The sequence below is a fragment of the Olleya sp. Ti.3.14 genome, from assembly GCF_038154885.1.
GTDB lineage: Bacteria > Bacteroidota > Bacteroidia > Flavobacteriales > Flavobacteriaceae > Olleya.
This window is the reverse complement of record NZ_JBAKAO010000013.1, coordinates 1-15,718: the sequence shown is the minus strand read 5'-3', so window position 1 is coordinate 15,718 and position 15,718 is coordinate 1. Positions and strand designations below refer to the sequence as shown.

Sequence of the window (15,718 nt, the reverse complement as noted above, 5' to 3'; positions counted from 1 at the left end):
TATGATTAAGACGCTTTCAAATAATATTTCTTTTTTAAGGACCACTTTATATATAAGTGCATTAGTAATTTTGGTAGTTGGAGCCTTAACGTACAGAAGTATTACGGAAGTAACAAAATCTTCCGAGTTAATTACACATACTTACAAAGTAAATGTCGAGCTAGAACAGATTTTATCAAATCTTAAAGATGCAGAAACTGGTCAACGAGGTTACATAATTACCAAAGACTCTGTTTTTTTAGAACCTTACATTTCTGGTCGAAGCAAAATAAATAACAGTTTTGCAGAGCTAAAAGTATTAACCAAAGATGATACCATATTAAAAGAAAGCTTAATCAAGGTAAACAGTCTTATTAACAAACGGTTATTAGCTTTTCAAACCTCATACAGGTCTTTACCAAAAGGTGATATTGAGGATCCAAATTTTATTGAAAATTTTAGAAATGGTAGAGCCTTAATGGACTCTATCAGAGACAATATTAAAGGAATTATTAAACTTCAAAACAATTTATTGAAGCAACGACGTAGTGAATATGAAAGCGACTTAATGGCAACACCATTATTACTATTTTCATTATTACTTTGCTCTTTAATCTTAATGTATGTTGCCTACAATAGTATTTACAAAAACATTAAACGTCTAAAAGCGACTAACGAGGAGTTAGAGATTTTTAAAGAATCCACAAACCAATCAGAAATTGTTAGTAAACACGGAAGCTGGACTTATAATATTAAAAAGGACGAGTTTACTTATTCCGATAATTTATATAGACTATTAGGCGAGCAACCACAATCTTTTAAACCCACCATTGAAAACTTTTTAACCTATGTACATCCAGATGATGTAGAAAAACTGACCATGCAAGTTGATCAGATGAAGGAAAACGTTGAGTTACCTTACATTTACTACCGTGTTGTACATAAAAATGGTAATATTAAACATTTAAAAGCCTACGGAAAATCTGTTGTAAATGAAGATGACGAAACCGTATTACTAGGGACCACTGCAGATATTACCGATGAAATTATTAGCTTTAGAATTTTAGAAGAACGTAATGCAGAGCTAGAACGTAATAACAAAGAATTATCGTCTTTTAACTATGTAGCTAGTCATGATTTACAAGAACCACTTAGAAAAATACAAACGTTTTTATCAAGATTAGAAGACGAAGAAAGAGATAAGCTTTCTGAAAAAGGAAACAAATATATTGATCGTATACAAAACGCTGCTACTAGAATGCGTTTGTTAATCGACGATTTATTACAATTTTCTAGATCCAACAAAGCAGACAAAGTCTTTGAGGAGTCTAACATTAACCTGCTTTTAGAAGCTGCAAAACAGGATTTAGCAGAAGTTATTTCGGCAGAAAATGCTGTTATAACCTCAGACACATTCCCTTCAATAACCGTTATACCTTTTCAAATTCAGCAATTATTTGTAAACCTAATAGGTAATGCTATCAAGTACAGAATGGAAGGGAAAATTCCTAAAATAAATATAACACATCAAATTGTCGAAGCAGAAAACGAGGATAATATCATAAAACCTAAATACTCTCACTACCATAAAATAACTTTTACAGACAACGGTATTGGTTTTGACAATCAATATGCTGACCAAATATTTGTGCTTTTTAGTAGACTACACAATAAAGATCAATATTCTGGTACAGGAATAGGGTTATCCATTTGTAAAAAAATAGTAGAAAACCACAAAGGGTACATTACTGCTAGTGGTCAACCAGAAAAAGGAGCTGTATTTACAGTATACTTACCAATAGCCTAATAAACTCCTGTAATATTAGTTACAAAACCTTACCAACGTAAGGTTTTTTTTGTGCCCAATTTTAATTAAAATTTTAATAAAGGTTGAAATCATATAACCATCACTTAAAATGATGTAACAGCAAAAGTGTTGTTATATCTCATCTTTGCAATGTAATTATAGAGTAATTTATTTAAAATGATAATTCTATAAACAAAACAAAAAATGATGTAACGTAAAAATTTGAAGTCGGTTGCATCTTTGTAATATCAAAATGAAGAATTGAAAAATGAAGTATTTTAAAAACAGAAAGATTACAGTGTTATTCATATTTATTGTAATCATGATTGGGATAAGCTTTAACTCTTGTGATGAATTAATAAAAAATAAAAATTCAGAAAATCAAAAATCAGAATTAACAAATCAAGCAATTAATAAAAACAAAAATGAAGCTAAATTACTTTTAATGTTATCTAAAGACAACCAAGAAGTTATTAACCTAACCAAAGCGTTGCAAGAAGTAATTAATAAAGATAGCATTATAGATTTAGCAAAAAAAATAGAGCAAACACATGTAGAGTTTGCAGAGGATTTACAAGAAGTAGCTACAGATAAATTAATATCAATACCAAATTACGCTGAGGCACCTTTAAATAAATCAACAATAAACTTAACCGAAGAAGACAAGTTTAAAGCGCTAAATAAACTTAAATCTATAATTGATAATCAATTATTTATATTAAATAAATTATCAGAAACATCAAACAGTAAAGACTTTAAAACATTAATTGTTAAAGCCGATTCTAAAATAAATGACAGCTTAAATAAGACAAAAAATATTTTAAATGTCCTAAACACAAACAGCTAATAAAAAAATCAAACTAACTATGAAAAAATTAATATTTACCCTAGCCATAATAACATCAACACTATTTTCTGTAAATGCTGCAGAGTTAGATGTATTAGACACACAATTATTTGACAACAATACGTCAATTATAAATAAAGATCCAGAAAAGAAAAAGGTTGCGAAAACTAAAATATACCAATGGACTGTAAAAACATCGACAGACGTGTTTACAGGTACAGCAGATAGTTTAGAAGACGCTAATAGTCAAATAGCTATGTTAACACAGGCTTCAAAAATTTTGGAAAAAGAGATTTCTAGTATTTATCTAAATAGTGCCAAAAACTCAGACCGTATCTATACTTGGGGAGTTGTAACTGATCGTGGGTTTGCAACTGGAGTAGCAACATCTTTAGATCAAGCTAATCAAATGGTACAACTTATGGGAAACACTGAAGTTGCCAAATCAAAAATTATCGAATCATTTAAATCAACTAAATAATAATAACAACTAAAACACAATATCATGAGAGGACTACTTTATATCATAGCAGTAATACTTGTAATTGGATGGGCATTAGGATTTTTTGTCTATAGCGCAAGTGGATTAATACACATTTTATTAGTAATCGCAGTAATTGCAATATTACTAAGATTAATAGGTGGACGAGGCGTATAACCAAAGCTTAATTAATCAATAAAAAGTAATATATAAACTAACAATAATAGAATGAAAAAATTAATATTATCAGCAATAGTAGTAACCATCACAGCCTTTACAGTAAATGCTCAAGACATTTCAAAAAATGCTTTAGGTTTAAGATTAGGAGATAATGATGGCTTAGGTGCAGAAATCTCTTACCAAAGACACTTAAACGATAATAATAGACTAGAGTTTGACTTGGGTTGGAGAGACTCAGACAACTTAGATGTTTTTAAGTTAGTAGGTTTATACCAATGGGTAATGCCTCTAGACGAAAGCTTTAATTGGTACGTAGGTGCTGGTGCAGGAGTCGGATCTTATGACTCTGGTAACAACGACGGAACTTTTGCCTTAGTTGCAGGAGATATTGGTATCGAGTATAATTTTAATATCCCTTTACAACTATCCTTAGACTTTAGACCAGAATTAGGATTTGATGATAATTACAGCGACGATGTAGATTTTGATATCGCTTTAGGGATACGTTACAGATTCTAAAAAAATAATAACACACAAAAACAAAATATTATGAAAACGACAAAAAATAATCAAGACTTAGTAAATTCATTACAAGAATTATTACAAAAAAATTACGATGCAGAAGCTGGTTACAAACAAGTTATGACCAAAGCTCAAAGCGAACCTTTAAAAAATTGGTTACAACAAAAAGCGTTGCAACGTAATACATTTGCAACAGAATTAGATTTTCAAATTAGAAAACATAATGCAGAGCCTAAAGCTTCTGGAACAATTAAAGGCGATTTACATAGAGGATGGATTAATGTAAAATCTACCCTAACCACAGACACTGACGAAGCCTTAATGGAAGAATGTATTAGAGGTGAAAAAGCTAGTGTTAAAGAATACGAAGATCAGTTAGAAAACTTTGCTTCGGACACAGAAATCAAAACCATTGTGCAGTCACAATTAACCACTGTAAAATCTGCACTAAATACAGTTAAAAGGTTAGAAGACATCATAGGATAATCCTACCCTTTACAACAACCACTAAAAACCAAAAATTATGAAAAAGCTAATTTATACCGTATTGACTTTAGCTGTATTAACTACCTCTTTTATGGCTTGTAGAGAGCAATCAGAGAAAGAAGAAGTTATACAAGAGATGAAAGACGACGACGCAAAGATGAAAGTCAAAGACGATAAAATCAAGATGGAAACCGAAGATAAAAAGGTGAAAATTACTGATGACGAAATTAAAACCAAAGAAAAATCATAAAACATATAGCCATGAAAAAATTATCATATACCTTTCTAGTCATGTTTTGTTTAGCCATAACGCTATCAGGGTGTAGAGAAGAGACCACAGGAGAAAAAGTTGAAGACGCTGTTGAAAGTGCAGCAGATGATGTAGAAGATGCAGTAGACTAAATCTCATAATTCAAATAATACAAATAAAGGCTCGCAAATCGTGAGCCTTTTTTATAAACTAATAGCAAATGACAACTCAAAATAAAGGAAGAGGTATAAAAAAGAAACGGTATATAGTACCAATAACTATCCTTGTCATATTAATTGCATTTAGGTTGTACTTACCAATACTAGTAAAAAATAACGTCAATAAAGTATTAGCAGATATACCTGGTTATTATGGTCAGGTAGAAGATATTGATATCGCTTTAATTAGAGGTGCTTATGTAATTAATAACATGTATTTAAATAAAGTAAGCGCTAAAACGCAAGTCCCTTATTTAAAATTTCCTAAAACAGATATTTCCATCGAGTGGAAATCATTATTCACTGGTCACATTGTAAGTGAGATTGTAATGTATAATCCTGAAATAATATATGTAAAAGAAGATCAAACCAATACCGCTAATGATGCAGACGTGGAGGATTGGACAAAAGCACTAACAGACTTAGTACCTATTAATATTAACCACCTAACGGTTAATAACGGTAAATTAGCATACATAGAGCTTAACACAGAGCCTAACATAGACCTACAATTTAATAATATTAATCTTCAAGCAGACAATTTAAGAAACGTTAAAGAAAATAACCGCATACTTCCCTCGCCTATTACCGCTACAGCAACCTCAATTGGAGAAGGTAAAGTAAAATTAAATGGTAATATTAATATTATAAAAGAAATACCAGACATGGATATTTCCTTCGCTTTAGAAGATGCAAATGTTACAAGTCTTAACCCATTTACAAGACACTATAGTGGTATTGATTTTGAGGAAGGAAAATTTGGGCTTTACAGTGAAATTGCAATAGCAGACGGTTATTTTAAAGGTTATATGAAACCGCTTTTAAAAGACTCTAAATTAATAGGAAAAGACGATGGTGTTCTTGGTGTCATTTGGGAAGGTTTCGTAGGCTTTTTCAAATTTGTTTTAAAAAACCAAAGCACAGATACTATAGCAACTAAAATACCTATGGAAGGTGATTTAAATAATATACAATCTGGAATATTACCTACAATAGGAGGTATATTTAAAAATGGTTGGATTAGTGCCTTTAAAGGCGAAATTGATGATGACATAGAATTTAAAGATGCATTTACCGATCAAGATTTAACTAGAAAAGAAAAAAGAGTTTTAAAAAAACAAGAGCAACAAAAAGAGAAAGAGAAGAAAAATAGTGAAGAAGAAAAATAAACTTAAATTTAAAAAGGAGGCTAATTAGCCTCCTTTTTTTTATACCCATAAGTACTATAATTACTTACCTAACATCAATAGCTCATTACAAACCACTTCTGTTGTATATCGTTTCATACCATCTTTATCTTCCCAAGTTCTAGTCGTTAGTTTACCATCAATAGCAACTTCTTTTCCTTTTACTACATATTTTTCAATTATATCAGCAGTTTTTCCCCAAGCAACTATTTGGTGCCACTGCGTATCAGTAATTTTTTCGCCCTTTGTGTTTTTATAACTTTCATTAGTAGCTAACGTAAATCTTGCCAACTTTTTACCAGATTCAAGATTAATAATTTCTGGATCTTGACCAAGATTTCCAATTAACTGTACTTTGTTTCTTAACGTATTCATAAGATAAGGTTTTTAAAAAGCCAAATATCATTAGTTCCATTTGACACTGCAAAGATGAAACAACACCCTAATTTTATTCGGTAGTTACGCATTTAATGTCGGTTGTAAACGTTTGTTGTCGTTTGTAAACGCAAAAAGCGTATATTAGTAAAACAATTAACACATTATGAAACAATCAATTACCATACTTCTTTTGTTGTTTATTTCAATAAGCTACTCACAAACTAATACTTTAAAATTTGAAGACCACATGACGTCTCCAAAAGCCAATTTAAGTCAAGTCTCATGGATAGCTGGTCACTGGAAAGGTGAAGCTTTTAGTGGTATTACTGAAGAAATATGGAGTCCTCCTCTAGGTGACTCCATGATGTTTAGTTTTAAACTAGTCAACGATGGTAAAGTTATTTTTTACGAACTTGGCGGAATTAGACAAGTGGATGACACCTTAATTTTTCAGCTTAAACATTTTGGTAACGACTTTAAAGGTTGGGAAGAAAAGGACGAAACTATAGATGCTAAATTGATAAAAATAGATAATAATCGTGCATATTTTGATCAATTTACATTTGAAAGAATTAGTGATACCGAAATTAATATCTACGTTGTAATTGAAGAAAATGGACAAACTGAAGAAGTAAAATTTAACTATAAAAAGACTAATGACTTTTAATATAGAAACCGAAAGATTATTACTTCGAGAATTAAGAACTACGGATTTAGAAGGTATGTTTGAGTTAGATGCTAATCCAAACGTACATAGATATTTGGGTAACAAACCCATTAAAACTAAAGCCGAAGCTAAAAAAATATTAGACAGTGTTAAACAACAATATGCAGATCGTGGTATTGGTAGATTTGCTGTTATTGAAAAAGCAACAGGTGATTTTATTGGTTGGTCTGGTATTAGATTAAACACAGAATACAACATGAATGGATTTACAAAATACTATGATGTTGGCTATAGATTAATTGAACGTTATTGGGGAAAAGGCTATGCTACCGAGTCTGGCAAAGCTGCTGTGCATTATGCATTTAATACCATGAAACTACCTGTACTTTATGCAACCACTGAAGCTGGTAACCAAGCCTCACATAATGCACTTTTAAAAATAGGATTACACTACGTTAGTGATTTTTATTTTGAACATGAACAATTAAATTTACGTTGGTACAAAATTGAAAATAAATAAATTATGATTAAAACCTGTCCAGAGTGTGGAGACAAAATAGTTGGACGCATAGATAAAAAATTTTGCAGCGATGGCTGTAGGAATGCGTACAACAACAAGGTTAATAAAGATGGTAAAAACTTAATCCGCAACATTAACAATCGATTACGTAAAAATTGGCGCATTTTAGAAAGTCTTAATCCAGAACAAAAAACCAAAACCACAAAAACTAAACTTGAAGCTAAAGGTTTTGATTTTAACTATTTTACAAGCACATACACTACCAAAGCTGGTACAATATATTACTTTGTTTATGACCAAGGCTACTTACCTTTAGAAAACGACTTTTATGCTTTAGTAAAACGTCAATAAGCATTCTAAATCTATTTCCAGTTATGACCTTTTAATTGCATTGCTGCTTTTAAAATATCCTTTTGGCTAATTTGACCAACCAGTTTTCCATCTTCAACTATTGGAAAACGTCTACGCTTAGACTCTAAAAATTTAGCTGCAGCATCAAAAACATCTAAATTACCATCAATGGTTTCAACATTTTTAACCATATGTTTTTCAACGCTATTATTTTCAGTAGGCATATTATAATAACGACTGTCACTAATCTGCTTAATACAATCGCCTTCAGATATTATACCTATTAATTCATTTTTATCATTTACTACTGGTCCTCCAGAAATTTTATACTTAATTAAAGTATCAATAACGTCTTCCACACTTTGCGTGGATTTAAATGTTATCAAATCTCTAGTCATATAATCACTAACTCTTAACGATTGATTACTATCTAACTGCTGTCCTTTTCTTGGACCTTCAAAACTTTTAATTCCCATAATTTTAATTTTTTATTTACTTAAAGTTACTGATTTTTAATCTTTTAACCTAAACCATTAACAAACTAAATAGTCAATATTGAATAAGCTTAACGTAAAACTAGGCTTACACAACTACTAAAATCAACCTATTAATAATTAGTTATTTAAGAAAAATACTTCAAAAAAAATTATAGTTTTGGAACAATTAAAATATTTAAAATGAAAAACATACTTTATCTAGTAATTTTATGCTTTGGTCTTACAGCAAATGCACAAACTAATGACGCATTATCAAAACATTATGAAGCCTATTACAAACAAATGAAGGCTCAAGGTGATGTACAAGGTATTATAAATGCATTGACACATCTAAACCTTTTAAAGCCATCAGAAGCAAGAAAAGACACCTTAGCTTATGTGTATTTAAATGAAGGAAAATTCACTCAAGCCCTAAACACCATTGGTATTGAGCAAAAGACTACAGACTCTGATATCGCTTTAGAGGTTAAAGCTGTTGCTTTAAAAGCTTTAGGAGATTTAAATAAGTCTATTCCTTTTTTCAAGGCTATGCATGACAAATCTCCAAACGCTCCTGTAGCTTATGAGATTGCAGAAATTTATTTAAACTTAAACAACCTTACGGAAGCTAAAAAATATATTGATTTAGGTTTAGCGACTGTAAAAGACACCCAAGGAAAAACATTTTACGAAACACAGCAACCCTATGCTGTATCTTTAAAAGCAGGTTTATATTACTTAGATGCTTTAGTATTATTAAATAAAAATAAAGACACAAATATTAGTGCAGCCTTATTAATATTAGAAAAAGCTTTGGCTATTGAGCCTGAATTTAATATGGCATTGATTGCAAAAAACGCATTAACAGCACAGCAGAATCAACCTAAAAACTAAATTAGTTTTAGTGTATAAAAAAAGCCTTCCGTAAACAGGAAGGCTTTTTTTTTATTAATTTCTTTATAATTATTTTACAATTATAAACTCACTTCTTCTATTTAATTGATGTTCTGATTCACTACAAGAAACACCATCACTACACTTGTTTCTTAATTGAGTCTCACCATAACCTTGACCAGTTAATCTAGATCTACTTATACCTCCAACATTTACTAAGTATTCTATTGTAGATTTAGCTCTGCGGTCTGATAAATCAATATTATATTGATTTGTGTTACGACTATCTGTGTGTGATCTAACATCTATATTCACCTTAGAATACACATTCATAAAGTCAATAACTTTACGCAATTCAACTTCAGCGTCTTTTCTAATAAAAGATTTATCAAGGTCAAAATATATAATATTAATTCCCAATAAAGGTGCAATATCGGTACCTAATGGAGCAGGTAAATCGTCTTGCTGCTTCATAAATAACGTGCGCTCAACAGACCCAGTAATGTTAGGTGTATTAAACACTTTCTCGGCTGGAGAATATGTTTCTTTAGTTGATCTAATAGAATAAATTTGACCGCAATCTAAAGCAAAATCAAAACTACCATCTGCTCTTGATGTTTTTTCATTTATAACCTTATTATTTTCATCTAATAAAAACACTGTTGCGTTTGCAATAGGTTGATCATTCTCTTTATTTAATACAATACCATTTATTGATTGTTGACACTTACTTATTAAAGGTCTATACATTTTAAAACTGTATATATCATCGTCACCAACGCCACCTTCACGATTTGAGGCAAAATAACCTAAACTGGTATCGCTATCCATGATAAAAGTAAAATCATCTTCAGTGCCATTAATAGGACGTCCTAAATTAAATGCTTCACCTAGAGTATTATCCTCATTAAACTCTGATACAAATACATCAAGGCCTCCTAAACCAGGATGTCCATCAGATGAAAAGTAAAGTTTGTTATCCTTACTTATAAAAGGAAATGTTTCTCTTCCTTCCGTATTAATTGTATTTCCTAAATTTTTAATTTCACCAAAGACACTATCGTTAATAGCAACTTTGTATAAATCTGATAATCCATTTGTACCTGGCATATCACTTGCAAAATACAAGGTTTTTTCATCTGGACTTAAAGCTGGATGCGCGACAGAGTATTGATCACTATTAAAAGGTAATTCCTGAACTTTCCAATCTGAACTTTCACCATCAACTCTGGTAGCTCTATACAATTTTAGTCTATTGGTACCATTATCGTCTTGCTTATAATCTTTGTTGGTGTAATTATTTCTAGTAAAATACATGGTTAAACCATCTTTAGTAAAAACTGCTGTAGACTCATGATAAATCGAATTTATTTGTTTATTAAACTTAGAGCTACTAGTTTCTAAAACCTCTATACTATTTAGTTTATATAAATCTAAAAAAGGTTGTTCATTCCAATCATGCACACGTTTAGTTGCATGTCTTTCATTTCTATTTGATGAATAAATCAAACTTCCTTGATAGTACGAAGGTGCAAAATCTGATAATTCCGAATTAAAATCGACATTTATAATCTCAAAACGTCCAGATTGCATTTCAATTTCTTCTAAATAGTTTCTTTCGTTTATATAAAGGTTTGCTCTGTAATCTTCACCTTTAGTAGCATAAAACATTTCCATAACTTCATCAGAGGCTAAATATCTTTTATCACTTTTTAAAGATAAGGCATAACGATACATGTATTCGGGATCCATATTCTCGGTAGAATAAAAGAGTTGCCCATACCATTTAGCAGCATTTTTATAATCTGCATTAAAATAATAAGAATCAGCCAAATTTTTCAGCAATTGATCTGACTTATATCCATTGTTAGCAGCTTTTAAATACGACTGTCTAGCTTCGATAAAAGCAAGATTTTCAAATTCTTTATTTCCTTCTTTTTCAGCTTTTTTCTCTTGTGCCAATAAAACATTTATTGAAAGAAAAAATAAGCTAATACATATTGTAATTATTTTTTTCATGTTAATTAGTATTTTGAATTAGAAGAATCTTGGGTTAACCATACGGTTATTTCTTTTGAATAATTCGAATCTTAAAAAGATTTCATAAGAACCGTCGTTATATTGTTTTAATTCTGTTGTTTCTCTATCATAAGCCACACCTAACATAATTTGATCTGACACTTGAAAACCAGCCATAGCACTTAACGCAGCGCTCCATCGATAAGCAGCTCCTAATGTTAACTTCTCTTTAATTAAAAAGTTAGCAGATAAATCTACTTGTAATGGTGCCCCATCAACAAATTTTACTAAAGTTGAAGGTTTAAACTTTAAATCTTCATTTAAATCAAAAGTTCTACCAGCCATTATATAAAAATTCACTCTTTCAGTTGCAGTTGCAAACGAATTATTGTTTGCTGAATTTTCATCAAAATGTTCTGTTTCTAAAATATTTGGAGCACTTAAACCTAAATAAAATTTATTAGTATAATAATAAACTCCTAAACCGAATTGAGGAGAGAATTTATTGTCAATATTTATTTGGGCATCAGAGTCACCTACATTAAAGGCTCCAGTATTTAGTTTATTAGTATCAATATTTAAAAAGTGACCACCTCCTTTAAGACCTAGGGCTAACTTTGCATCATTACTTAAGTTTAAAGTATAACTAAAAGAAAGATCTATGTAGGTTTCGCTAGTAATAAATATTTCGTCTTGCGTAATATTAAGACCTAATCCTACTTTCTCTCCAACAGGAGAATGTAATGATGCGGTGAAGGTGTCTGGAGCACCATCCAGACCTACCCATTGTGTCCTGTATAAGCCCACAAAACTTAAAACATCTCTTGACCCTGCATATGCAGGATTAACACTTAAAGTGTTGTACATGTATTGAGTGTATTGAGCATCTTGTTGTGCATAACTTTGGTTAGAGTAAAATCCTAAACCCATTAATGCTAAAATGAATATGCAATAATTTTTCATATTTGTATAAGTTTAAACCAGTAACTCTTTCGAGTTACTGGTATTAGATAATTTATTTTCTATTTAAATATAATGGTCCAGCTTTTTGTACTGACTTACCTTGTTTATTAATGTACGTTAAAACGTAATAGTAAGTACCTACAGGAAGCATATCATCTTCTTTAACAGTAACTCTACCTTCAGATACACCTCTAAAGAATCTTCCACCTGTTCCATATCCATCAACGTCATACACTTTAACTCCCCAACGGTTGTAAATAATTAATGTATTATCTGGATATTGCTCTATACCACTTATAACAAATACATCATTTAGTCCGTCACCATTTGGCGTCATTATATCAAATATTTCAAGGTCATCTGGAGAATTTGGATCATTATTATTGAATTCATCATAATCCGGAATTCCGTTACCATTATTATCTGAAATTTCATCTCCATTTAAAACAGTGTCTCCATCACAATCTAAAAGTAACCATTCGTCACTTACTCCTAATACTTCTTGTGTATCATAATCAATTAATTGACTTGTAAACTCAAAATCACAAGGATCTAAAGGATCTGTACCATCTATTATTTCATCTCCATTTGAAACACCATCACCATCGCAGTCACTATTATTGAATTCATCAGACGCTACTACATCTTGGCTTGACACAATAAAGTCGCAAGGATCTGTTGGGTCTGTTCCGTCTTCTATCTCTTGACCATTACTTACACCATCTCCATCACAATCTGCAGAGGTAAACTCTAAATCTACAGGTAGTGTTTGACTAGTAAATACAAAATCACAAACATCTAATGGATTAGTACCATCTATTATTTCGTCTCCATTAGTTACTCCATCACCATCACAATCAATAGCTTCCCATTCTGGACTTACAACTAAAACATCCTGATTTGACACTTCGTAATCACATGGATCTAACGCATCTGTTCCGTCCTCTAATTCTTGTTCATTAGTTACTCCATCACCATCACAATCGGCTAATAACCATGCTGCATCTGGTGTTAAGGTTTGGTGTATTAAATCAAAATCACAGTTGTCTAATGGTTCCGTTCCATCAGTTACTTCTGTACCATCAATTACTCCATCTCCATCTGTATCCGGATCTTGTGGATCTGTTCCTAAATCAATCTCATCTCCATTATTTAAACCATCGTTATCACAATCTAATGCATTCCATTCTGGACTTGCTGCTAATGTGATGCTTCCTGTTAAGAAATCACATCCATCGGTAGGATCTGTTCCATCTATAACTTCTTGCCCATTAGCAACTCCATCACCATCACAATCTGCATCTAACCAAATAGTTCCAACTGGCTCCGTTTGACTTGTATAAACTAAATCACAAGGGTCTAATGGATCAGTACCATCGGCTACTTCATCTTCATTTGTTACTCCATCTCCATCGCAATCTGCATCTTCCCATGCAGAATCTGCTGTTAATGTTTGATGGTCTAGATCGAACTCACAGTTGTTTAATGGATCTGTTCCATCAGTAACTTCAGTTCCGTCAATTACTCCATCTCCATCTGTATCTGGATCTTGTGGGTCTGTCCCTTCTGTAACTTCTTCTCCATTGGTTAATCCATCATTATCACAATCTAATGCATTCCATTCTGGACTTCCTGCTAATGTGATGCTTCCTGTTAAGAAATCACATCCATCGGTTGGATCTGTTCCGTCAGTAACTTCTGTTTCGTTTGTTACGCCATCTCCATCACAATCTGCTGCTAGCCATGTAGCGTCAGGTGTTGCATTTTGACTTGTAACTTCAAAATCACAATTATCTAATGGATCTGTTCCATCTATTACTTCTTGTCCGTTTGTTACTCCGTCTCCATCGCAATCTGCATCTTCCCATGCAGTATCAGGTGTTACCGTTTGATGTGTAATGTCTAAATCACATGCATCTGTTGGACTTGTTCCATCTGCAACTTCTGTTCCGTCAATTACTCCATCTCCATCTGTATCTGGATCTTGTGGGTCTGTTCCTTCTGTAACTTCTTCTCCATTATTTAAACCATCGTTATCACAATCTAATGCGTTCCATTCTGGACTTCCTGCTAATGTGATGCTTCCTGTTAAGAAATCACATCCATCGGTAGGATCTGTTCCGTCAGTAACTTCTGTTTCGTTTGTTACGCCATCTCCATCACAATCTGCTGCTAACCATGTAGCGTCAGGTGTTGCATTTTGACTTGTAACTTCAAAATCACAATTATCTAATGGATCTGTTCCGTCTATTACTTCTTGTCCGTTTGTTACTCCATCTCCATCGCAATCTGCATCTTCCCATGCAGTATCAGGTGTTACCGTTTGATGTGTAATGTCTAAATCACATGCATCTGTTGGACTTGTTCCATCAGCAACTTCTGTTCCGTCAATTACTCCATCTCCATCTGTATCTGGATCTTGTGGGTCTGTTCCTTCTGTAACTTCTTCTCCATTATTTAAACCATCGTTATCACAATCTAATGCGTTCCATTCTGGACTTCCTGCTAATGTGATACTTCCTGTTAAGAAATCACATCCATCGGTTGGGTCTGTTCCGTCAGTAACTTCTGTTTCGTTTGTTACGCCATCTCCATCACAATCTGCTGCTAACCATGTAGCGTCAGGTGTTGCATTTTGACTTGTAACTTCAAAATCACAATTATCTAATGGATCTGTTCCATCTATTACTTCTTGTCCGTTTGTTACTCCGTCTCCATCGCAATCTGCATCTTCCCATGCAGAATCTGCTGTTAATGTTTGATGGTCTAGATCGAACTCACAATTATCTAATGGGTCGGTACCATCTGTAACTTCTGTTCCATCAATTACTCCATCTCCATCTGTATCTGGGTCTTGTGGGTCTGTTCCTAAATTAATCTCATCTCCATTTGTTAATCCATCATTATCACAATCTAATGCATTCCATTCTGGACTTGCTGTCAAAGTGATACTTGATGTTAAGAAATCACATCCATCTGTTGGATCTGTTCCGTCTATAACTTCTGTTTCGTTTGTTACACCATCTCCATCACAATCTGCTGCTAACCATGTAGCATCTGGTGTTGCATTTTGACTTGTACCTTCAAAATCACAATTATCTAATGGATCTGTTCCATCTATTACTTCTTGTCCGTTTGTTACTCCGTCTCCATCACAATCTAAAGCAAGCCAATCTACTGATTGAACTACTGTTACGTTTGCTGCATTATAAGAACATGGATCGTTTGGATCGGTTCCATCTGCAACTTCTTGCTCATTAGTTACACCATCACCATCACAGTCTGCTGCTAACCAGTCTCCTGATTGAGTTTCTGTAATACTTCCTATAGTAAATGAACAAGGATCGTTTGGATCGGTTCCATCTGTAACTTCTTGCTCATTAGTTACACCATCACCATCACAGTCTGCTGCTAACCAGTCTCCTGATTGAGTTTCTGTAACATTTGCTGGATCGTAAGAACAAGGATCGTTTGGATCGGTTCCATCTGTAAC

The 15,718-nt window shown here is 32.5% G+C and carries 18 protein-coding genes; 13 read left to right on the top strand and 5 right to left on the bottom strand.

What is annotated here, in order from left to right:
• Window position 1: 1 nt before the first annotated feature.
• From V6251_RS14450 to V6251_RS14410, 9 genes are all read left to right on the top strand, one after another.
• Window positions 2-1,786 (top strand): CHASE3 domain-containing protein, encoded by a 1,785-nt coding sequence (locus V6251_RS14450; RefSeq protein WP_341588883.1) that lies wholly within the window; start codon window positions 2-4, stop codon window positions 1,784-1,786.
• 268 nt (window positions 1,787-2,054) lie between these two features.
• Complete coding sequence (locus tag V6251_RS14445) at window positions 2,055-2,633, top strand: hypothetical protein (protein ID WP_341588882.1); 579 nt, start codon at window positions 2,055-2,057, stop codon at window positions 2,631-2,633.
• Window positions 2,634-2,652: 19 nt separating this feature from the next.
• Complete coding sequence (locus tag V6251_RS14440) at window positions 2,653-3,114, top strand: hypothetical protein (RefSeq protein WP_341588881.1); 462 nt, start codon at window positions 2,653-2,655, stop codon at window positions 3,112-3,114.
• A gap of 24 nt (window positions 3,115-3,138) precedes the next feature.
• Entirely contained in the window at window positions 3,139-3,291 is a 153-nt protein-coding gene (locus V6251_RS14435) for a lmo0937 family membrane protein (RefSeq protein WP_143404008.1), read from the top strand.
• A 51-nt stretch (window positions 3,292-3,342) separates the two neighbouring features.
• Window positions 3,343-3,813, top strand: a complete 471-nt coding sequence (locus V6251_RS14430) for an outer membrane protein (RefSeq protein WP_341588880.1) — start codon at window positions 3,343-3,345, stop codon at window positions 3,811-3,813.
• Window positions 3,814-3,843: 30 nt separating this feature from the next.
• On the top strand, window positions 3,844-4,302 hold the full coding sequence (locus V6251_RS14425) for a ferritin-like domain-containing protein (protein ID WP_341588879.1): 459 nt from the start codon (window positions 3,844-3,846) through the stop codon (window positions 4,300-4,302).
• Window positions 4,303-4,339: 37 nt separating this feature from the next.
• Window positions 4,340-4,552 carry a hypothetical protein gene (locus V6251_RS14420; RefSeq protein ID WP_145004470.1) on the top strand — a complete coding sequence of 71 codons (213 nt, stop codon included), beginning with the start codon at window positions 4,340-4,342 and terminating at the stop codon, window positions 4,550-4,552.
• Between the two features lie 11 nt (window positions 4,553-4,563).
• On the top strand, window positions 4,564-4,704 hold the full coding sequence (locus V6251_RS14415) for a hypothetical protein (RefSeq protein ID WP_186439219.1): 141 nt from the start codon (window positions 4,564-4,566) through the stop codon (window positions 4,702-4,704).
• Between the two features lie 68 nt (window positions 4,705-4,772).
• Window positions 4,773-5,939, top strand: a complete 1,167-nt coding sequence (locus tag V6251_RS14410) for a DUF748 domain-containing protein (protein ID WP_341588878.1) — start codon at window positions 4,773-4,775, stop codon at window positions 5,937-5,939.
• 60 nt (window positions 5,940-5,999) lie between these two features.
• Here V6251_RS14410 and V6251_RS14405 read toward each other — a convergent pair whose 3' ends face one another.
• Window positions 6,000-6,332 (bottom strand): single-stranded DNA-binding protein, encoded by a 333-nt coding sequence (locus V6251_RS14405; protein WP_145004476.1) that lies wholly within the window; start codon window positions 6,330-6,332, stop codon window positions 6,000-6,002.
• 166 nt (window positions 6,333-6,498) lie between these two features.
• On the opposite strand from V6251_RS14405, the gene V6251_RS14400 reads away from it, so the two are divergent.
• Genes V6251_RS14400 through V6251_RS14390 form a run of 3 tightly spaced genes read left to right on the top strand, consistent with a single transcriptional unit; the run spans window position 6,499 to window position 7,873 of the window.
• On the top strand, window positions 6,499-7,002 hold the full coding sequence (locus V6251_RS14400; protein WP_341588877.1) for a DUF6265 family protein: 504 nt from the start codon (window positions 6,499-6,501) through the stop codon (window positions 7,000-7,002).
• Window positions 6,992-7,522, top strand: a complete 531-nt coding sequence (locus V6251_RS14395) for a GNAT family N-acetyltransferase (RefSeq protein ID WP_341588876.1) — start codon at window positions 6,992-6,994, stop codon at window positions 7,520-7,522. The genes V6251_RS14400 and V6251_RS14395 overlap by 11 nt, the downstream gene beginning before the upstream one ends.
• Before the next feature lie 3 nt (window positions 7,523-7,525).
• Window positions 7,526-7,873, top strand: coding sequence for a hypothetical protein (locus tag V6251_RS14390; RefSeq protein ID WP_028282374.1), 348 nt, complete (start codon window positions 7,526-7,528; stop codon window positions 7,871-7,873).
• Window positions 7,874-7,884: 11 nt separating this feature from the next.
• Here V6251_RS14390 and V6251_RS14385 read toward each other — a convergent pair whose 3' ends face one another.
• Window positions 7,885-8,349 (bottom strand): CBS domain-containing protein, encoded by a 465-nt coding sequence (locus tag V6251_RS14385; RefSeq protein ID WP_341588875.1) that lies wholly within the window; start codon window positions 8,347-8,349, stop codon window positions 7,885-7,887.
• 201 nt (window positions 8,350-8,550) lie between these two features.
• Between V6251_RS14385 and V6251_RS14380 the strand changes: the two genes are divergently transcribed.
• The gene (locus V6251_RS14380) at window positions 8,551-9,243 is read left to right on the top strand and encodes a tetratricopeptide repeat protein (RefSeq protein WP_341588874.1); all 693 of its coding nucleotides are present in this window, start codon (window positions 8,551-8,553) and stop codon (window positions 9,241-9,243) included.
• Between the two features lie 69 nt (window positions 9,244-9,312).
• Here V6251_RS14380 and V6251_RS14375 read toward each other — a convergent pair whose 3' ends face one another.
• The 3 genes from V6251_RS14375 to V6251_RS14365 all read right to left on the bottom strand — a co-directional run.
• Window positions 9,313-11,262: an OmpA family protein gene (locus V6251_RS14375; protein ID WP_341588873.1), complete on the bottom strand. Its 1,950-nt coding sequence runs from the start codon at window positions 11,260-11,262 to the stop codon at window positions 9,313-9,315.
• 18 nt (window positions 11,263-11,280) lie between these two features.
• On the bottom strand, window positions 11,281-12,225 hold the full coding sequence (locus V6251_RS14370) for a PorP/SprF family type IX secretion system membrane protein (protein ID WP_341588872.1): 945 nt from the start codon (window positions 12,223-12,225) through the stop codon (window positions 11,281-11,283).
• Between the two features lie 52 nt (window positions 12,226-12,277).
• Window positions 12,278-15,718, bottom strand: a 3,441-nt coding sequence (locus V6251_RS14365) for a T9SS type B sorting domain-containing protein (protein WP_341588871.1), incomplete at its 5' end; no start/stop codon positions are given.